The 18,975-nt window shown below is 40.5% G+C and carries 18 protein-coding genes and 4 tRNA genes; 3 read left to right on the top strand and 19 right to left on the bottom strand.

The window, feature by feature from the left end; all coding sequences use genetic code 11:
- Positions 1-56 precede the first annotated feature (56 nt).
- Both rlmH and QUF49_RS00805 read right to left on the bottom strand, forming a co-directional pair.
- A complete protein-coding gene (gene rlmH, locus QUF49_RS00810) occupies positions 57-536 on the bottom strand; it encodes a 23S rRNA (pseudouridine(1915)-N(3))-methyltransferase RlmH (RefSeq protein ID WP_197190387.1) in 480 nt (159 codons plus the stop codon).
- 80 nt (positions 537-616) lie between these two features.
- Positions 617-781: a CxxH/CxxC protein gene (locus QUF49_RS00805; RefSeq protein WP_353958293.1), complete on the bottom strand. Its 165-nt coding sequence runs from the start codon at positions 779-781 to the stop codon at positions 617-619.
- A 402-nt stretch (positions 782-1,183) separates the two neighbouring features.
- Here QUF49_RS00805 and QUF49_RS00800 point away from each other — a divergent pair, with 402 nt between their 5' ends.
- Positions 1,184-1,363: a hypothetical protein gene (locus QUF49_RS00800; protein WP_289493859.1), complete on the top strand. Its 180-nt coding sequence runs from the start codon at positions 1,184-1,186 to the stop codon at positions 1,361-1,363.
- On the opposite strand, the gene QUF49_RS00795 is transcribed toward QUF49_RS00800, so the two are convergent.
- The 13 genes from QUF49_RS00795 to QUF49_RS00735 all read right to left on the bottom strand — a co-directional run bounded on the left by QUF49_RS00795 (position 1,337) and on the right by QUF49_RS00735 (position 13,149).
- Entirely contained in the window at positions 1,337-2,545 is a 1,209-nt protein-coding gene (locus QUF49_RS00795; RefSeq protein ID WP_289497553.1) for a S1C family serine protease, read from the bottom strand. The genes QUF49_RS00800 and QUF49_RS00795 overlap by 27 nt on opposite strands.
- Positions 2,546-2,701: 156 nt before the next feature.
- Positions 2,702-3,499 carry an MBL fold metallo-hydrolase gene (locus QUF49_RS00790; RefSeq protein WP_289493858.1) on the bottom strand — a complete coding sequence of 266 codons (798 nt, stop codon included), beginning with the start codon at positions 3,497-3,499 and terminating at the stop codon, positions 2,702-2,704.
- 16 nt (positions 3,500-3,515) lie between these two features.
- Complete coding sequence (locus QUF49_RS00785) at positions 3,516-4,358, bottom strand: two-component system regulatory protein YycI (RefSeq protein ID WP_289493856.1); 843 nt, start codon at positions 4,356-4,358, stop codon at positions 3,516-3,518.
- A complete protein-coding gene (locus QUF49_RS00780) occupies positions 4,359-5,768 on the bottom strand; it encodes a YycH family regulatory protein (protein WP_289493855.1) in 1,410 nt (469 codons plus the stop codon). It abuts the gene before it with no gap.
- On the bottom strand, positions 5,765-7,594 hold the full coding sequence (gene walK / locus QUF49_RS00775) for a cell wall metabolism sensor histidine kinase WalK (RefSeq protein WP_289493854.1): 1,830 nt from the start codon (positions 7,592-7,594) through the stop codon (positions 5,765-5,767). Before walK ends, QUF49_RS00780 begins: the two co-directional genes overlap by 4 nt.
- A 5-nt stretch (positions 7,595-7,599) precedes the next feature.
- A complete protein-coding gene (gene yycF, locus QUF49_RS00770) occupies positions 7,600-8,304 on the bottom strand; it encodes a response regulator YycF (RefSeq protein WP_066244253.1) in 705 nt (234 codons plus the stop codon).
- 178 nt (positions 8,305-8,482) lie between these two features.
- A complete protein-coding gene (locus QUF49_RS00765) occupies positions 8,483-9,940 on the bottom strand; it encodes a peptidoglycan DD-metalloendopeptidase family protein (RefSeq protein ID WP_289493852.1) in 1,458 nt (485 codons plus the stop codon).
- A 287-nt stretch (positions 9,941-10,227) separates the two neighbouring features.
- Complete coding sequence (locus QUF49_RS00760; RefSeq protein ID WP_289493851.1) at positions 10,228-10,827, bottom strand: glycerol-3-phosphate acyltransferase; 600 nt, start codon at positions 10,825-10,827, stop codon at positions 10,228-10,230.
- Between the two features lie 417 nt (positions 10,828-11,244).
- Positions 11,245-11,320, bottom strand: a tRNA-Phe gene (locus QUF49_RS00755).
- A 58-nt stretch (positions 11,321-11,378) separates the two neighbouring features.
- Positions 11,379-11,454 (bottom strand) — tRNA-Asp (locus QUF49_RS00750).
- A 32-nt stretch (positions 11,455-11,486) separates the two neighbouring features.
- Positions 11,487-11,561 (bottom strand) — tRNA-Glu (locus QUF49_RS00745).
- Positions 11,562-11,577: 16 nt separating this feature from the next.
- Positions 11,578-11,653, bottom strand: a tRNA-Lys gene (locus QUF49_RS00740).
- Between the two features lie 209 nt (positions 11,654-11,862).
- Positions 11,863-13,149, bottom strand: a complete 1,287-nt coding sequence (locus QUF49_RS00735) for an adenylosuccinate synthase (RefSeq protein WP_137791304.1) — start codon at positions 13,147-13,149, stop codon at positions 11,863-11,865.
- Positions 13,150-13,369: 220 nt separating this feature from the next.
- Between QUF49_RS00735 and QUF49_RS00730 the strand changes: the two genes are divergently transcribed.
- A complete protein-coding gene (locus tag QUF49_RS00730) occupies positions 13,370-13,774 on the top strand; it encodes a UPF0158 family protein (RefSeq protein ID WP_289493849.1) in 405 nt (134 codons plus the stop codon).
- Between the two features lie 17 nt (positions 13,775-13,791).
- Here the strand turns inward: QUF49_RS00730 and dnaB are convergent, their stop codons facing one another.
- The gene (dnaB, locus tag QUF49_RS00725) at positions 13,792-15,156 is read right to left on the bottom strand and encodes a replicative DNA helicase (protein ID WP_289493847.1); all 1,365 of its coding nucleotides are present in this window, start codon (positions 15,154-15,156) and stop codon (positions 13,792-13,794) included.
- Positions 15,157-15,272: 116 nt separating this feature from the next.
- Here dnaB and QUF49_RS00720 point away from each other — a divergent pair, with 116 nt between their 5' ends.
- A complete protein-coding gene (locus tag QUF49_RS00720; RefSeq protein ID WP_289493846.1) occupies positions 15,273-15,473 on the top strand; it encodes a hypothetical protein in 201 nt (66 codons plus the stop codon).
- On the opposite strand, the gene rplI is transcribed toward QUF49_RS00720, so the two are convergent.
- The 3 genes from rplI to QUF49_RS00705 are packed head-to-tail and all read right to left on the bottom strand — an operon-like array spanning position 15,425 to position 18,794.
- The gene (rplI, locus tag QUF49_RS00715; RefSeq protein WP_289493844.1) at positions 15,425-15,868 is read right to left on the bottom strand and encodes a 50S ribosomal protein L9; all 444 of its coding nucleotides are present in this window, start codon (positions 15,866-15,868) and stop codon (positions 15,425-15,427) included. The genes QUF49_RS00720 and rplI overlap by 49 nt on opposite strands.
- On the bottom strand, positions 15,865-17,838 hold the full coding sequence (locus QUF49_RS00710; RefSeq protein ID WP_289493842.1) for a DHH family phosphoesterase: 1,974 nt from the start codon (positions 17,836-17,838) through the stop codon (positions 15,865-15,867). The genes rplI and QUF49_RS00710 overlap by 4 nt, the downstream gene beginning before the upstream one ends.
- Positions 17,839-17,849: 11 nt before the next feature.
- A complete protein-coding gene (locus QUF49_RS00705) occupies positions 17,850-18,794 on the bottom strand; it encodes a YybS family protein (RefSeq protein WP_289493841.1) in 945 nt (314 codons plus the stop codon).
- Positions 18,795-18,975 lie beyond the last annotated feature (181 nt).

The raw sequence follows: 18,975 nt of genomic DNA, 5'->3' as shown, positions 1-18,975 counted from the left end.
AAGACACAATAAATTCTATATGTAGTTTTTATAAGTTATATAATAAAAAACCGTATCTATTTATGATACGGTTCACCACGATTAATCCGAAAAGCCCGATAAATCTGCTCAACAAGAACGAGTTTCATCAACTGATGCGGATAAGTAATCTTTCCAAATGAAATCTTCTCATTAGCCCGCTTCATAACAGCGTCACTTAAGCCCAACGAACCGCCTATTACAAATGCCACTTTGCTTTTCCCATAAGTCGCAAGCTGATCCAGATTCTTAGCCAAGTCTTCCGATGAAACAGCCTTTCCTTCAATAGCCATTGCAATCACATGCACATCTTGCCCGATCTTTGCTAAGATTCTTTCACCTTCCGCGTTCTTAACCATAATCATCTCTTGATCACTTAGAGTTTCAGGCGCTTTTTCATCTGGAACCTCTATGATTTCAACCTTGGCATATGGACCTAGTCTTTTTAAGTATTCATCTATACCTAACTTCAAGTATTTTTCTTTTAACTTTCCTACCGATACGATTGATATATTCACGTGTTGAAAACTTCCTTTCAAATAAGTTATCCCCAGAACTTATCCACATATGCACATTTGAGGCCATATATTGTAGGCGTTCATATGTTCGATACTTTATATACACCGTCATTGTTGCAGTATTCACAACCTGTTGATAACTCACCGTTTTCTGTTAGTAACTCTACAACTGGTGGTGTTTCAAATTCATCCACAATGATGTCAATCGCAAGCTCTGCATGCTCTTTACAGCAAATAATTATCAAAATCTTCACTCCTTACTTATCCACAATGCTTCTTCTTACACTATCGAATATACGTCTGTGTGTAAACAATCTTCTTCATTTAAGTTGTCCACATGTGGAGGCAAATAAAAACAGTATTCTACAATTTGTAGCTTTCAAGATGATTTAAATCCTTCTTTTCAAACGTATGTGAAATGCAACTACACGTAAACCGCTTCACAGTTGATGAACACGCAGACGCATCCTGTACATCAGAGATACGAAGCACAGCACAGTAAATCTAATTCAGTACAAAGCACCAAAGTGGTAAAACTAAAAGGTCTTCTCTATCAGAATGTAGCATTAAGATCTTTTTATTTATTCTCTCCTTCGCCAAGTTGATTGCAGTGCAAGGTGTGAGACTCCTGCGGGACAGGCGGGCAGGTGAGACACTTATACGTGAAACGTACGAATGTGGCTCACCGCCTGCCCCGCGGAAAGCGAGCACCTGGAACGGAAATCAACCACTCTCAAGAACATCGAAGCCACACAAAACAAAAAAACAAGGAGACCATAAGCCCCCCTGTTTTACATCATTTATTGCGTTTGTCTTCCACCGCTTAGTTCTACTTTGACAGTCTGCTTCTTACCATCACGATAGAACGTCACATCAACTTCATCACCGATCTTTGCTTTCGTGTAAAGGAACTTACGCAGAGCGACCGGATCCTTAATCTTCTCTCCGTCCATCTCCGTAATAACATCCATTTCCTTCATGCCTGCTCGAGCCGCTGGAGATGCAGGAGTGATTTCCATAACAACAACACCTTCTTGAACGCTGTTTGGAATCTTAAGCGTTTGTTCACGCTGATACGTGTTTACTTGAGAAAGAGGAATAATATTAACCCCTAAGAACGGTCTGCGCGTCTCACCATATTTCTCAAGGTCCTCGATAATGGGTTTTGCAACATCTGAAGGAATAGCGAATCCGATTCCTTCTACTTCATTCTGAGCAATCTTAGAAGAGTTAATGCCGATAACCTGACCGGCAATATTGATTAACGCTCCGCCACTGTTCCCTGGGTTGATGGCTGCATCCGTCTGAATGACCTCAGCTTGCCAATCAGGATTGCCGTCTTGATCAAGATCAATTGGAATCGAGCGGTCTGCACTTGAAACGACACCTTGTGTGACTGAGCCAGGGAAGTTCCCTAACGGGTTTCCGATCGCAATTGCAGGCTCGCCTCGCTTCAGGTCACCAGATACCCCAAATTCAGCGATACTGTCCACCTTGCTGCTATCAATTTCAACTACAGCCAAATCCATCAGAGGATCTGAACCGCGCAATGTCCCTTTAAGCTTCGCACCGTTGCTTAGTGTAATCTCAATCTGATTTGCATCTTCAACAACGTGATGGTTTGTTACGACATACGCTTTGTTGCCTTCTTTTTTATAAATAACCCCTGATCCTGTACCCGCTGGCTGTTGGCTCCAGAAATCAGTCTGTTGAATGTTTACAACCTCGACTACTGCATCAGAAGCTTTGTCTACGGCATCTGTTACATTTGTCGTAAGATCAACATCCACGTTTTTCTCTACTGCCTTTTCGTCAGTGCCTAGCCCGTTTTCCTCTTCATTTGGAGGATACAGATTATCCGGCAAAAGCCCAGCTCCTCCTAATGCAGGCACTGTAAATAATACAAGCAAACCACCCAGAATCGCTCCTAGCAAAGCTGGTAGAAACTTTCCTCCGCGGTTTCCTTTTTGTCGAGATGAGGATTCATAATCGTCATCATAATATCCCATTTTACTCATCACCGTTCCTTTCAACAATGAAGTGTACGAATTCATAACCTAGTATAAGCAATTAGTCCTGAAAATATGGACATTTTGGGTTATTTTTCATAATTTCCCACACTTATTGTTATTTCCGGAAACGGTTTACTTTAAACAAGTAAGTATTTAAACCAAGGCCAGCTTTGTTGGCTGACTTGCATCTGTATCGTGCAGAATGATTTGTTCACCAGCCGTGATATCATACGTTTTTAACGTCTGTTCGACCGCTAAGCGAGCAATATCTTTCATGTTGTTATCTTTACTTAGATGAGCAAGATAAATATGCTTCGTGCCATCTCCAATAACATCTGCCAAAGCATGTCCGCAATCCTCATTAGAAATATGACCATGATCCCCTAGAATACGTCGTTTAATATTCCAAGGATATCTTCCCATCATGAGCATATTGATATCGTGATTCGATTCGATTACAAGAGAGTGGCTGTCACGGATAATCCCTTTCATCCGGTCACTCACATAGCCTGTATCTGTCATAAGAGCCAGCTTTCTGCCGTTATGATGAAATACATAGAACATTGGCTCAGCTGCATCATGTGATACGCCAAACGACTCTACGTCAAGGTCGTTGAACGTTTTCACGCTTTCCATCTCAAACTCAAATTTTTGCTCTGTTGCCACTTCACCAATTAAGCCGTTCATGGCATTCCACGTATTTTTGTTCGCGTAGATTGGAAGTTTGAATTTACGAGCAAGCACGCCGAGTCCTTTTATATGATCGCTATGTTCATGAGTGACGAGAATGCCATCAATATCGCCCACTTCACCACAAGCCGCTTTTTCAAAAAGAATCTGAATTTGTTTCGCACTTAAGCCTGCATCAACAAGCAGGCGTGTTTGTTCGGTTTCAACGTAAACGGCATTCCCCGAACTGCCGCTAGCGAGAACGCTAAATTTTAAACTCATAACCGCATGTTCCTTTCTACTCTTCTTCTCCCGATAAAACCTGAACGGAACTGTCAGTTGCATTTACGAGATATTGTCCGTCTTCTGTCTTAATAAACCAGGTAGGAGCATACACTTGAAGTTCTCCTACACCAACAAGACTATAGTACCCAAGGTCAATATCTTGTATCTTATCACCTTTAGTCAGGTGAGCTGTATCTAAGAGTTTTCCTAATGCTTTTTTCGGTGAAATGATCTCCTGAAAAGCTCCTTGCCTCATAATCAGTAAATACGTTTGCGTAAATTCTGTTAAGTTGCCTTTATCATCCAGCTTAAATTTGATCATCCCGTTTGGTGCATCAAAATCTTCTGCATCAGCACGATTGTCAAACTTTTTAGGATTGTAAAAGATGGGCTTTTCTAAATAAACTTGATTAAACCAAACGACATTTGTTTCTTTGTCCCAATGATAAAAGGAGTATTCCTTGCCTCGAGTAACGTTTTCTTCTAGAAATTTACTAAGCTCCGCAATAAGATCTTTTGAATCTTTTTTTGGCAGATCCATAGGTTTATCTAATTTATATTGAAGTGTAATTTCTGTGCTCTTATCTTTATTAAGCGAGATATTTTTTGACTGTATTTTCTTTTCTTCATCCGTAAACTTATACCGCTGAGCACTTATTGAAGTTTGATCTTCTTTGTACTTTGGCAGCTTATCCAGATAGTTAATTTTATTGATCGCAAGTCTTTCTTCTAAAGGCTGTTCTGTAAGGTTCGAAATGTTGTTAATATCGTTCTTTTGGTACAGTTGATAGCCCAAAAATAAATTTAAGACAAGAAAGGTAAGGATAAAAATGCTTTTTGTTCTTTGCCAATTCAATTAGAATCCTTCCTCTCTGTCTTCTTTAAATAAAGGCTGCCAACCTTTAGTATCATAATTTATAAACCATTGTGGTTCTAGTTTATAAACATGTGGTTCATTTTGTTTTTTCATCGTGAACCCTATACGAACATCTTGTACGTAATTTAAATTAAACTCTTTTTCTAGTTCTGTTGTAACGTCTTTGCCTGACTGAATCGTCATCTTTTCTGTTAATAGATCTGGATAGGAAGCTGCACTTAAATCTAACTGTATAAGTGACCGCTGATATTCCTGCAGCTCATTTTCATACCAGATCAGACTCATCTGCATTTCTTGGTTCAATACGGGCAGATTCTCAATAAAAAGCCAAAAGGTAGCCGTGTAATTTGTTAGGTTCGATACGATATAGGGATTTCCCCAACCAGCGTGAGTGTTAATATAATCAATCGATTGAAGGAGCGGTGAAATACTTGATGGCGTATTCCGATTACCGAACCCCGCAAAGTTTGTATATGTGAAACGATTTTGCAATTCATTTATAACCATCGCCGCCGTTCCATCCGCATAGGTGATCTGGTTGGGAGCGGAGGCACTCTTTACAGCCAATGGATCTTTAAAAAGAGCCTTTTTATACATCTCATACGTATCTTCACTTGTTGCTCTTGATATATAAGTATAGCGAGTCAGATCAAGAGGGACTTCAGGGAAATAAAACCTTCTTTTAACCTCAACCTGTCCTTCGTTTCCTCTATCTTCAATATCAAAGTTCAAGTATGGAACGAAGCTGCCATTATCAATCCACTTATCCATATCTTTCATGATCGGATTAAGCTGATTGTTAGAGGCTCTAATTCGTTGCATCTTTTTTTCCTGATAAGAAACTAAATAACCTTCTACACTATCTGTTGACTTGTTTTGATACAAAAATATCCGATCTACATATTTGGGTTTATTACCTGTTATTTCAGACTCAAATGAAAAAATTTCTTTGTAAATATCTTGAGTCATGCCTACTGGAAAGACCACTTCAATGTATTTGTTATCTTTTAAAAACGTTTCATTAGGATCGAATGTTCTAGTGCTTTTGGTGCCTGTATCAAACGTAAACTTTGTTTCGTTTAAACGCATATTAAATTCATGGATTAAATCGTTTGCCTCTACACCGTACAAATTGTCACCTTTATGGTAAATGAGCTGTGTTGGATATACGATTTCTTTTAATTCTGCCTCAACATCAACTTCTTGTTTTTTTACAATACGTGCTCCTTCTAATGAAGGATAGCTTGGCTTAAATGTCCATAAGCTCCACGTCAGAACAAGGCTGAGTACGATTAAGAGCGTTAGTGTAATCGATTTAATATGTTCATAGTTCTTACGGAAAAATGTAATCAGTTTTCGTGCATGAGTAATCCATTTTAACCAGTTCATTTAAGCCCCTCCCTAACTTTTCTTAAAGGAAGAGTAAAGTGGATCGTCGTTCCTTGTCCCCATTCACTTTCTGCCCAAATATCTCCGCCATGAGCAAGCACGATCTCTTTAGCGATCGCAAGGCCAAGACCTGTGCCTCCAAGATCTCTCGAACGAGCACGGTCCACCCTAAAGAATCGATCAAAGATCTTAGAGACGTTGTTCTTCGGAATCCCAACACCCTGATCCGCTATGCTGACTTTCACTTTACGCCCGATAATGGCAGCGGTAAATGTGATCGTACCTCCCTCAGGAGAGTATTTCATCGCATTAGAGATAATGTTATCCAGCACTTGTGTCATCTTGTCTGTATCCATTTGAACAGGAATCTTATCACTTGGCAATGAGCGGGATAGCTCGATGTTTTCCTTCTCCAGCATCTCAAAACGATCAATGATGCCGTTTAAGAAGTTCACCAAGTCGATTTCATGGAAATTAAATCTGTAGTCTTTGCTGTCCATTTTTGAAAGCTGAAGCAAGTCTGTAACAAGCCTGATCATCCGCTCTGTTTCGTTTTGCGTAACTTCTAAGAAACGAGGCGCAATGTTATCGTCCTGCCATGCTCCATCTGCAAGTGCCTCAAGATAGCTTCTCATCGTTGTAAGCGGTGTTCTTAGCTCATGTGACACGTTAAATACAAACTCTCTGCGTTCGTTATCGATCTGTTCTTGTTCTGTTACGTCATGAAGAACACAAATAAGACCATTAATTGGCCCATCATCTTTTTGAATCGTAGAGAAGTTAGCACGTACGACATAATGAATGTCATCTGTACTAAAATCCAGCAGCATGGATTCATATTCGTTATAAAGTTCTTCCCACGTATATTCTGTATTTAATCGCAATAATTCCATGAGTGAAGTACCGAGCGCGTTTTGTCTTGAGATGTTCAGCATCTCTTCCGCACGGTCGTTCATCAGAATGATCGCCCCGTCCCGGTCAGTTGCAATCACACCATCTGTCATATACGTTAGGACAGAACGCAGTTTTCTTCGTTCACTTTCCGTAATAGCTGTAGCTTCTTGCAGTTTGGTTGTAAGGTTGTTAAATGTCATGGCGAGCTGCCCGATCTCATCATCACCATACAGCTGAACTTTACGCGAGAAATCCCCTCGCGCCATAACAAGAGCCTGTTTTCTCATATCTGCCATCGGCCTTGTAATCGTACGCGCCAAAAAGATACCGAGAAGTCCAGTAATAATTAGTGCGATTACCGTCCCGGTTACTAAAATATTGTTGATACGCTGTATTTGTTTGAAGATGCCTTCAATAGAAGCTACTAGATAGATGGCTCCCATCGTTTCGCTCGTGCTGTCATTCTTGATAGGTTTAGCGAGCACCATCACCCGCTCACCTTCATGAAGCATAACCTCATCATCAACCGTACCTTCTAAGGCCAGTTTAATTTTAGGGTTAAAACTGATCTGGCCAACTAGTTTTTGCTTATTGCTCGCAAGAACCATACCTTCTTTATTTAAGACTTGGACTTCTTTCTCTTCAAACTCCTCGTCAATTAACGCTTGAATGTCATCTTCAAGCGTTATAGCTTCTTCACCATCTTCAGCTTTCTTGACCTTATACCGATCTTTATCCTTCATCTTCTGCTCAATATTAAACTCTAGCAAATTTACCCGATCATAGAGTGATTTTGAGAAGTTCTGCCGCAAGTCCGTCTCTAAATTATTAATAAAATAGACACTGATCACTTGCATGGCTATTAAGATGAGCAAAACATAAATCAATACAAACTTAACGTGTATCGATTTAAAAAAATTAACTTTATCCATGATGATTACTCCTGATCAGGATTTCTTAGGTAATACCCCACTCCGCGTCTAGTAATGATCCATAATGGGTGACTCGGATTATCTTCTACTTTCTCACGCAGACGACGAACCGTAACATCAACCGTTCTTACGTCACCAAAGTAGTCATATCCCCACACGGTTTGAAGCAAGTGCTCACGTGTCATTACCTGCCCGATATGTTTCGCTAAATAATGCAGCAGTTCAAATTCTCGATGTGTTAACTCTATCGTTTCACCGCGCTTTGTAACAATATAAGCATCAGGGTGAATCGTTAGAGAACCGATTGTAATCTCATTGTTCTCATCTACTTCACGCTCTGACTCCTGCTGGTGACGGCGAAGGTTGGCTTTTACTCGAGCAATCAGTTCGCGCGTGCTGAACGGCTTTGTTACGTAGTCATCCGCACCTAGCTCTAACCCTAGCACCTTATCGATTTCCGAATCTTTTGCAGTAAGCATAATAATCGGCATATCATACTTTTTGCGAATCTCGCGGCATACTTCCATGCCATCTTTTAAAGGAAGCATAATATCAAGCAGGATCATATCTGGCTTCTCTTTTTCTACTTTTTCAAGGGCATTAATACCGTCATAAGCGCAGCTTACCGTAAATCCCTCTTTTTCGAGATTAAATTGCAGAATATCTGCAATTGGTTTTTCATCATCCACAACGAGAATTTTCTTATCCATGGGAACGCTCCTTCTTCGGAAACTCTATTTAATATATAGCAGATTGTTTGTAGTATCATTTTAAGGTATCTCTACTATTTTATCACAGTTGAAACTTTCTCCATACTACTAGTAAAACCTTCTAATTTTAGACAAGAAAAACCTCCCAGGAAGAAATAATCCTGAGAGGTCTTAGAAGTTATTTTTTTATATAATCTGCAGGGTTTTTTAGTACGCCGTTCTCGTATACTTCAAAATGCAAATGAACGCCTGTCGATTGGCCTGTAGATCCCATAACTCCAATCTTTGATCCCTTTTGCACCACATCTCCTGTTGATACAGAAATGGAATTCAAATGAGCATAGATAGTTTTCATGCCATTGTTATGATTGATGATGATCTTGTTGCCGTAATCCCCATCCCAACCAGCAGAAGCAACCGTACCGTTGTCCGCTGCCAAGATGGATCGTTCTGAAGGCCGTGCAATGTCCATTCCTTTATGCTGTCTTCCCCATCTGGATCCTTTATGGCTCGAGATGTATCCGCCAACTGCTGGCCATGAAAGAGTGCCTGTCCCTTTAGACGGAATCACTTTCGTACCGATCTTCTGAATCTCAGTAACAGGTGCTTTCACTGTCTCTTGTTTTACGGTGTCTTTTTTAAGAACTTTATCGTCTGCTTTTCTAACGGTATAGGTTATGTCTTCTAACCCTTTTTGACCTTTTTGAACCGTTTTCACCTGTCCCTTTTCTAGCGTACTGTCTTCTTGTTTTTCAACTTGAAAAGGAATCTCGTTTTGTACACGAGTTGCTTCATATACCATTACTTCGGTATAAGGCTTCTTTTCTGTAACAGTAACCGCTTGTCCAGGACGAATAACAGGAACGAGCAGCAATTCTTTATTTAATGTGTAAAATTGCTCCATTGTTAAGTGATACTTTTCGGCAATCGACTTAACCGTTTCACCTTTTTGAACAACATGCTCTTTTTCCTGAATTGTCCCTTCTTTTAAAAGGGAGATCGCACCGTCAACAGATACGAGATCCTTGATTGACGTCTGTGCTTTTTGAATAAAAATGGGTGTCGAGAAATCGATATCAACAACCTTACTTTCTCCAGGACTCAATTTTGGAACTTCAAGCTCCTTATTTTCGGCTTTCTTTTTTTGTATCTCATCAAGCTCTGCTTTTGAAACATGTTCAAGCTGCAGCTTTAACAGCGTATCTTCTGCTTCTTTTTCACTTGAAACGTAAGCTACTGTTTGCCCGCCAACTACCAATCGATAAGCTTCAACGGAAACCGATAAGCGGTCTCTTAACGCTTCTCTCGCCGCTTCATTATCAAACTGTGGTCTGAACATTTTTTCCGGCTTTAACTCAATGGATTCATTTATGGTAAAAGCAAAATTACTCTTTCTGCCTTTAGCTTGCTGCAATATCTCTTCTACCGTGTTTTCGACAACACTTTCTTCTCGAACGGTACCGATCTTCTTTCCATCCACATAAACGTTAAAAACGGTTTTGATCAAGTGGTTATCATCATGATGTGCATCTGCAATGGATGGATTCAACGTAAATGTCGAGAGTATCATTAAAACCGCAATAAAAAGCGGAATGATTTTATTTTTAAATACTTCAGTGGTTTTTCGATTTTGCACCTTCTATTTCCCCCTAAAGATCCTCTTCTATATCTCATCTAAGTCTAATGTCCTATGACAAAATTCTCCTAAAGCACCTCTAGTATCCTATCATAAGGAATTTCTATTTGTCAGAATTTCACGTATTTTGTAATGCAAATGTAAAAAAACGACATGGAAAAAGGCTGTTTGGTGGCTGCTCTAGTAATTTTTTGGTTTTCCACTCCAGATTTTCCGCTTTGCAATCTTTTAGGAAAAAAACTCAAAAAAAAAGAGTATAGGATGATCATCTATACTCTTTTTAACACCTATTCTGTTAGTTTAATTCGTTCGATAATATCCTCTTTTTGAACATATACCACGAGCAAGCTGATCGGCAGAAGGATCAACGTTTCTTGCCATTGTCTTTCAATAAGCCAGTAGAAGAAAGGTGCGAGTGAGAAGGCAAAAAGACCCGCTACCGTTAAACTTCTTTTTATCGCATAAAACAATAAAAATGCCGCCCCAACAAGTATGGCTGATGGCTGATGGAAAACAATCAGTCCTCCAATAAAAGAAGCGACTCCTTTTCCACCATGAAACTTCAGGAATATCGGATAAAGGTGACCGAGAATCACCGCAAGAAATCCAAGCAGCTGAATATGAGGAGGATATCCAAATTGAATGGCTGCCCAAACGACTGCTGCCGCTTTTAAAATGTCCCCTGCTAAAGTCAGAACGAAACCCGATGATCCTAAAACCCTGCCTGCATTTCGAGCCCCTATATTACCGCTGCCTAATAATCGTAAGTCAACACCCTTTAAAAGCTTTGCTACAAGAAACCCTGTCATGATTCCGCCTACAAGGTAACTCGCGATCAAATACAGCCCCCATTCAAATTCCATCTGTATGATCACAACCTTCCTCATCCCAATTGATACAATATATTCTAAATAGCGAGGACTTATCCCTCTTAATAGCATTAAAAGTAACAAAAGTAAGTATGATGATGCTGATAGATGCCGCTCATTTCTCTGTTCACGTCATTTTGTTGTAAGAAGGAGGCAGTTTCGGTGTCGTAAAGTCTTTAGCTCGTATACCCACCAGGGTACTTATGATGATAATTAAGTCTAAACTCCATATAATTAAGTCTAAATGAGAAAAATTAAGTCAAAATCGATAGTAATTAAGTCTTTAATGACTAAATATAGGCGATTCGATAATTCTCGACAAAATTGACCTCTATGTATACCCCTGACCGAAGTCTTATTCAAGAGAAAATGAATAAAAAAAGCATGCCCCTTTTTAAAGGAACATGCAGCATGATTTTAGGATTAAAAGTAAAATGGTGGCTCGAGACGGAATCGAACCGCCGACACGAGGATTTTCAGTCCTCTGCTCTACCGACTGAGCTATCGAGCCAAAAATTTTCAAAAACCAAAAATTTTTGGTTTTATTTAATTACTGTGTTGAAAAAAAGTGGCGGACCCGACCGGGGTCGAACCGGCGATCTCCTGCGTGACAGGCAGGCATGTTAACCACTACACCACGAGTCCACTTAAAAGCTTTTATTCAAGTTAAAAAGAAATGGTGACCCGTACGGGATTCGAACCCGTGTTACCGCCGTGAAAGGGCGGTGTCTTAACCGCTTGACCAACGGGCCACTTTTTTAGAAAAAGTGGTGAGCCATGAAGGACTCGAACCTTCGACCCTCTGATTAAAAGTCAGATGCTCTACCGACTGAGCTAATGGCTCGTGCTTGTTTAAAACGTTTGTCGTTTTTTCACGACAAGTGTTACTTTATCACGATATAGAGACTTTGGCAATATGTTTTTAATTTATTTTTCAAAAAAACTTTCAATTGCTCAACAATCTTATCTACATGAAGTGCTTTTCCCTTAAATGGTGTTAAGTTATCCTCAAAAAATTGAAGCCCCTTGTTTCCAAGGGGCCTCGATTATGATTTAAGCAAATACGCCTCTTACCATGTTTGTTTGTGCACGGTCTGGTCCTACTGAGAAGATCGAAAGCGGAATGCCTGTTACTTGTGAGATACGCTCAACATAGTGACGAGCATTTTCCGGAAGCTCTCCAAGATCTTTAACTCCTGTAATGTCCTCAGTCCAGCCTGGCATTTCTTCAAATACAGGCTCACATTGAGCAAGCTCTTTAAGGCTCGCTGGAAATTCATAAGTTAGTTCACCTTTGTATTTGTATGCTACACAGATTTTTAATGTTTCAATACCTGTTAGAACGTCGATTGAGTTCAAAGAAAGATCCGTGATTCCTGAAACACGACGAGCATGACGCACAACCACTGCGTCAAACCAACCTACACGGCGCGGACGTCCCGTCGTTGTACCGTACTCACGGCCAACTTCACGAATTTGGTTACCGATCTCATCATGAAGCTCAGTCGGGAAAGGACCATCACCAACACGAGTTGTATAGGCTTTTGAAACACCTACAACATGATTGATCTTGGACGGACCAACACCAGAACCGATCGTTACTCCCCCTGCGATAGGGTTTGATGAAGTTACGAAAGGATATGTTCCTTGGTCGATATCAAGCATTACACCTTGTGCACCTTCAAAAAGAACACGACGGCCATCGTCTAATGCATCGTTCAGAACAACTGATGTATCTACTACATATTTTTTGATTTGTTGACCGTATTCATAATACTCATCTAGAATCTCTTCTTTTGTGAATCCTTCTGATTCGTAGATGCGTTCGAATAAACGATTTTTTTCCGCTAAGTTGCGCTCAAGTTTTTCTTCAAATTCTTCACGATCTAAAAGGTCTGCGATACGGATTCCGATACGCGCAGCTTTGTCCATGTATGCTGGCCCAATACCTTTTTTCGTCGTACCGATCTTGTTAGCTCCCTTGCTTTCTTCTTCCAAGATATCTTGACGAAGATGATAAGGAAGGATTACATGCGCACGGTTAGAGATACGAAGATTGTCCGTACTTACTCCGTGGCTGTGAAGATATGCAAGCTCTTCAAGAACAGCTTTCGGATCGACAACCATTCCGTTACCGATCACACAAATTTTATCTTTATAAAAGATTCCAGATGGAATAAGGTGAAGCTTATACTTTTTACCTTCAAAAACAATTGTATGACCAGCGTTGTTTCCGCCTTGATATCTAGCTACTACTTCTGCTTTTTCCGAGAGATAATCGGTAATCTTACCTTTTCCTTCATCTCCCCATTGTGTTCCCACTACTACTACTGATGACATGGTTGCACCTCCATGAAATTAACGATTGACGAAATTTATCATCTAATCTTAAAAACCATGCTTAGTTTAGCAATATATTTAAGGAAAGTCAATCAAAAACACGAACATTAAATCATATAAATTCACTTTCGTTCGTAATATATTTACAATTCCATAGTCAAAAGATCAAAAACTCTATCGTATCCTGTAGTATTCACCTTGTTTAGGAGGTATGATTCCTTTGTTTATCGAAAAATTAATGGTTGCTTATATGGACCATAAAGCTAACCACATATATTATTTAGACAGAAGCGAACAAGTTATCCTGCTTGATGCGATCGAGCCTGGCGGTCTACCAAATCTAGAGTTTTTAGACCCAAATGAACCAGAGCGATTCATTGAGATTCCAAAAGTGATGAATGTTGAATCTTTTAGCTGGATGGTTGAGTTTGAAAGTCATCATCAAAACAGCGAGCTATTGCATGCACTGAATGAAGATGAGCCTTTTGAACGTTTTACGGAAAAAGTGAAAAAACTGGACTTGCTTGAAGAGTGGCAGACCTTTCAAAAAGACAAAGTCAAAAGCAGGATCGAAAATTGGTTGACGGAAAAAGAACTTATAGAAATGCAAAAGCAGCCGGATTAATCTCCAGCTGCTTTTTTCTATGCGCCTGGCGGTATGGCACTCTCATCGTGCCGCCGGTCCAGGTTAACGAATTTGTTGTATTCTTTTACAAAGGCAAGCTCTACCGTTCCTGTTGGACCATTACGCTGTTTTGCAATAATGATTTCGATAATATTCTTCGCTTCCGTTTCTTTATCGTAATAATCATCACGGTATAAGAAGGCAACGATATCTGCATCCTGCTCGATGGAACCTGATTCACGGATATCAGACATCATCGGACGCTTGTCCTGACGGGATTCAACACCACGTGATAGCTGTGATAGTGCGATAACTGGCACTTCCAGCTCACGTGCAAGAGCTTTTAATGAACGGGAGATCTCAGAAACCTCCTGCTGACGATTCTCGCCAGATTTCCCGCTACCCATAATAAGCTGCAAATAATCGATCAGAATCATGCCTAGTCCCTTTTCCTGCTTCAGACGACGGCATTTCGCACGGATATCATTGATACGGATACCTGGTGTATCGTCAATGTAAATACCAGCGGCAGACAGACTTCCCATTGCCATCGTTAGCTTCTGCCAGTCTTCAGGAAGCAATGATCCAGTACGCAGACGCTGAGCATCCAGGTTCCCCTCAGCACAGAGCATACGCATAACGAGCTGTTCTGCACCCATCTCGAGACTGAATATGGCCACATTCTCATCTGTCTTTGTTGCGACGTTTTGAGCAATGTTCAGTGCAAATGCTGTTTTACCTACAGATGGCCGGGCTGCTACGATTATCAAGTCATTCCGCTGAAACCCTGCAGTCATCCGGTCCAGATCGTTAAAGCCAGTCGGGATCCCCGTAATGTCGCCCTTACGGTTATGAAGAGCTTCAATGTTGTCATATGCATGCACCAATACATCTTTAATGGCTGTAAAAGCACTCGTGTTCTTACGGTTCGCTACTTCTAAAATCGATTTCTCTGCTTCGTTCAGAATAGCTTCTACTTCTTCTTCACGCGCATAGCTGTTCGCTGTAATGTCAGTCGCAGTACGAATCAAACGGCGCAGAAGGGATTTTTCCTCAACAATCTTGCTGTAATACTCGATGTTCGCAGCTGTCGGCGAACTATCAGCAAGCTCCGATAAAAAAGATAATCCTCCCACTTCATCCAGCTGGTTTTTATCCTGCAGTTCTGAAGTGACAGTAATCAAATCGACCGGCTCGCCTTTTGCGTTAAGATCGAGCATCACACGATAGATTCGTTGGTGAGTCGCTCGGTAAAAATCTTCAGGCAGCAGGATTTCTGAGGCCGTGATAAGAGCTTCGGGCTCTAAAAAGATAGCACCAAGAACAGCCTGCTCAGCTTCAATATTTTGCGGTGGTATACGGTCAGCAAATAAATCACTCATTCTTATTTCCTCCTTTCTTTATTTTTTGAATTTATTCTATAGGTATAGCAAAAAGATTGTTGGTATAAAAAGCATTTTGTTCCTTATCTACTTTGAACAGTTGATCAGAGTGTAAGGTGCGAGACTCCTGCGGGACAGGTGGGCAGGTGAGACACTTAAGAGTGAAACGTTCAAATGTGGCTCACCGCCTGCCCCGCGGAAAGCGAGCATCTGAAACGGAGATCAACCTCTTACAATGCCCGCAAAAAAACCGGGAACTCCCGGCTTTTTATTCTTCTGTTACGTGTACTTTTACTGTAGCCGTTACTTGCGAATGAATTTTAATCGGAACATTCGTGTAACCAAGAGCTTTAATCGGATCAGCCAGCTCGATTTTACGCTTGTCGATCTTGATCCCTTGCTCTTTCAAGCCGTCAGCGATCTGTTTGCTCGTTACAGAGCCAAATACTCTGCCACCCTCGCCTGTTTTTGTTTTGATCGTAATTGTCATCTCAGCAAGTTTTGCTTTTAATGCTTCAGCCTCTTCCAGTTGAGCTTGCTGTTTTTTCTCTTCGCTCTTCTGCTGGCCCTGAAGTGCAGCCATTGCCCCTGAAGTAGCTTCTGAAGCTAAGTTTTTAGGAAATAAGAAATTACGCGCATAACCTTCTGAAACGTTCTTTATTTCCCCTTTTTTGCCCTTACCTTTCACATCTTGAAGAAAAATTACTTTCATTCCTCTTCTCCCCCTTCAATATACTCATCTATTATCCTCTTTAAGTGTTTCTCTGCTTCATCAATCGTGCTGTTTTCAATCTGGCAGGCAGCGTTTGTAAGATGTCCTCCGCCTTCAAGTCCTTCCATGATCATTTGTACGTTGATGTCCCCAAGTGAACGGGCACTGATGCTTACTTTGCCATCAATTCGATTTGAAATAACAAAGGATGCTTGAATGCCGTTCATCGTTAATAAAATATCTGCAGCCTGGGCGATTACTACTTGATTGTAGGCATCCTCAGGAGAACTCTTGGCAATAACGATGCCTTTTCTATAGATCTCAGCGTTCTCAATCAGCTTAGAACGCCTTGTATACGTATTTAAGTCTTCTTTTAAAAACTTTTGAACAAGAATCGTGTCTGCTCCATGCGCTCTTAAATAGGACGCAGCATCAAACGTACGAGATCCCGTTCTGAGGGTAAAGCTTTTCGTATCTACGATAATACCTGCTAGAAGTGCTGTTGCTTCAAGCATACGCATCTTCAGTCGTTTCGGCTGGTATTCTAATAGTTCCGTTACGAGCTCTGCTGTTGAAGACGCATATGGCTCCATGTAGACAAGAACAGGGTCTTTAATAAAATCTTCTCCGCGGCGGTGATGGTCGATTACGACAACATGGTCGAGCTTCGTTAAAAGTTTTTCTTCAATGACCATAGAAGGTTTATGTGTATCAACTATCACTAAAAGCGTGTCACGAGAAGCAATCTCCAGTGCCTCTTCAGGTGAGATAAAATACTTCCAAATGGATTCTGTCTCTTTCAGTTCATCCATTAATCGCTGAACACCAATATCAATATCGGATTGATCGAGAACGATATAACCGTCTTTTCCATTGACTTGAGCGACTTTCAATATTCCGATAGCAGAACCGATTGAGTCCATGTCTGGGTTCTTGTGCCCCATAATGATTACTTTATCGCTGTCTGCCACCAATTCACTCAACGCATGTGAAATAACTCGTGCACGTACGCGTGTACGCTTTTCAACCGGGTTCGTTTTACCTCCGTAGAAGCGGACTTTCCCGTTTGTCTGTTTAATCGCTACTTGGTCGCCACCGCGTCCAAGAGCTAAATCCAGACTCGACTGTGAAAGCTGGCCAAGCTCAGGAAGCGATGAAGTTCCTGCTGCTACACCGATACTTAACGTTAACGAAACGTTCTGTTTAGCAGTCGATTCTCGCACTTCATCTAACACACTGAATTTATTTTTTTCTAACTCATATAGAATGCGCTGGTTAAATACCGCTAAAAACCGCTCTGAAGAAGTTCGTTTTAGAAAGATTCCATGCTCATTCGCCCATCCATTCAGCACTGAAGTTACTTTTGAATTGATCGTTGAACGAAATTGATCGTCTAATCCTTGTGTCACTTCTTCATAGTTGTCGAGATAGATGATTGCCATTACGGTCTGTTCTTCATCATAGAGCCGTTCAAGATCTAACTGCTCGGTAACATCAAAAAAGTAAAGCAGTCTGTCTTCTTTTTTAAAGTTCACTTGAAATCTATGTGTATTGATTTTAATAACTTCTTCCTTAGCGTCAGTTTTAATATAAGGAATCAGTTCTTCTGAAACATGGTTTAAAGAGTGCCCGATAAAGGATTCTTCTTCTATCAGGGAGCCCATGTATGGGTTTGCCCATTCAATCTTAAAATCCTCATCATACAAAATAATCCCAATCGGCATTTCCATCAATGCTTCTTCTCCCACCTTCTTCAAGCGGTGAGAGAGCGTAGAAATATAATCACCCAGTTCCTCCTGAAAACTCGCTTCGGCTTTCATGGCATAATAAAATAAGCCGCCTAATAGCACAAAGCCTGCCATTCCGATCATCCAGTGAAAATACGTGATGATGCTAACCAGCACAACAGAAGTAACAAATAAGGCGATGACGGGATAACCATGCCACCGTTTTAGCAAAAACTTTGGCATACTTTCAGCTCCTACTGTTTTGGTTTCAACCGTTTTTTAATCATAAAACCTAAATCAATTATACCTAAGAATTTAACGACTTCCAGAGGAATCGGCAGGAAAGAATTCAGCAGAAACAAAAGTATAATCAACAATATGATTCTTTTTCTCTTCCAATTCTTTATCCAGGCATAATAAAAAATCACTGTGAAACCTTGAATTATAAGTACAAACGATAATATCATATACAAATTTATCGTTACAATATATAAAGCCGTGCCCTTTTCAGGCGTGCTAAACGTTAAAACAATCGCTATAATATAATACCACAAAAACGATTTTGGCAGGTTCCAATCCCGAAAGTGCGGAAAGGACGGAACATCATACCGCATTCTTTTCATAAGCATTCTAGCAGCTATATGTGTTAAAAAAGCAAGAATGACAGCTCCTCCAATAATATATGTCGGAAGCATCATCGGAATAAGTTCCGCTTGCTCTTTAAACCTTTCAATCTGAGTAGGATCCTGACCGCTTGTTTTATAAAACTCCTCTGCAGTGCCTATCGCACTTTGAAACTGAGTCTCTAGCTCTTTTACAAAGTTGATTCCCATGACCACTTGAGCAATAACAAGCGTTGCCAGCATATTTAGTATGTTCGAGAGACTGGCGCCAAGCAGAACAGCGAAAGCAGATTTTTTCCTTCTATAAAGTTCCCCCATCACAATTCCAGTCAAACCAGAGAACAGGGTAACGATTATACCGTTAAGCCCCGCAAATGCCAGGGACACACCAAATGTGACTGCCCATAGAAGCATTCCCGCTTTAAGATCGTGTCTGTATAAATAGATGATAAACGGAAGCGGCAAAATAAATAACGAAAAAAGACTGAAAAACGGTATGTACATACTGATTAAAAAAAGAAGCGTATAAATGCCTGAAACAACGGCACCTTCCACCAATACTTTAGTATTGCGCATGATTCACCTCATAAAATTCTTCATATGTTTTAATTGTAGTGACATAGCCGCTAATATTCAACTTAAACGATAATTCTAGCATAGACGTACTTGAAGAGAAGTAAACAAATTATGGAAAGTTGGATGTTTGGAAGGATAGAAAAGGGTGGAAACGTACAAAAATAATCCAAATCTAGCTGAT

The sequence above is a fragment of the Fictibacillus sp. b24 genome (genome assembly GCF_030348825.1).
GTDB lineage: Bacteria > Bacillota > Bacilli > Bacillales > Fictibacillaceae > Fictibacillus.
The sequence above is the reverse complement of the archived record's forward strand: the minus strand, read 5'-3'. Positions and strand labels throughout refer to the sequence as shown.

Excerpts from the sequence above, each read along its gene's own strand:
- QUF49_RS00795 (WP_289497553.1), bottom strand. The coding sequence starts at position 2,545 with ATGGGATATTATGATGACGATTATGAATCCTCATCTCGACAAAAAGGA.
- QUF49_RS00790 (WP_289493858.1), bottom strand. The coding sequence starts at position 3,499 with ATGAGTTTAAAATTTAGCGTTCTCGCTAGCGGCAGTTCGGGGAATGCC.
- QUF49_RS00780 (WP_289493855.1), bottom strand. The coding sequence starts at position 5,768 with ATGAACTGGTTAAAATGGATTACTCATGCACGAAAACTGATTACATTT.
- walK (WP_289493854.1), bottom strand. The coding sequence starts at position 7,594 with ATGGATAAAGTTAATTTTTTTAAATCGATACACGTTAAGTTTGTATTG.
- yycF (WP_066244253.1), bottom strand. The coding sequence starts at position 8,304 with ATGGATAAGAAAATTCTCGTTGTGGATGATGAAAAACCAATTGCAGAT.
- QUF49_RS00760 (WP_289493851.1), bottom strand. The coding sequence starts at position 10,827 with ATGAGGAAGGTTGTGATCATACAGATGGAATTTGAATGGGGGCTGTAT.
- QUF49_RS00735 (WP_137791304.1), bottom strand. The coding sequence starts at position 13,149 with ATGTCATCAGTAGTAGTAGTGGGAACACAATGGGGAGATGAAGGAAAA.
- dnaB (WP_289493847.1), bottom strand. The coding sequence starts at position 15,156 with ATGAGTGATTTATTTGCTGACCGTATACCACCGCAAAATATTGAAGCT.
- rplI (WP_289493844.1), bottom strand. The coding sequence starts at position 15,868 with ATGAAAGTAATTTTTCTTCAAGATGTGAAAGGTAAGGGCAAAAAAGGG.
- QUF49_RS00710 (WP_289493842.1), bottom strand. The coding sequence starts at position 17,838 with ATGCCAAAGTTTTTGCTAAAACGGTGGCATGGTTATCCCGTCATCGCC.
- QUF49_RS00705 (WP_289493841.1), bottom strand. The coding sequence starts at position 18,794 with ATGCGCAATACTAAAGTATTGGTGGAAGGTGCCGTTGTTTCAGGCATT.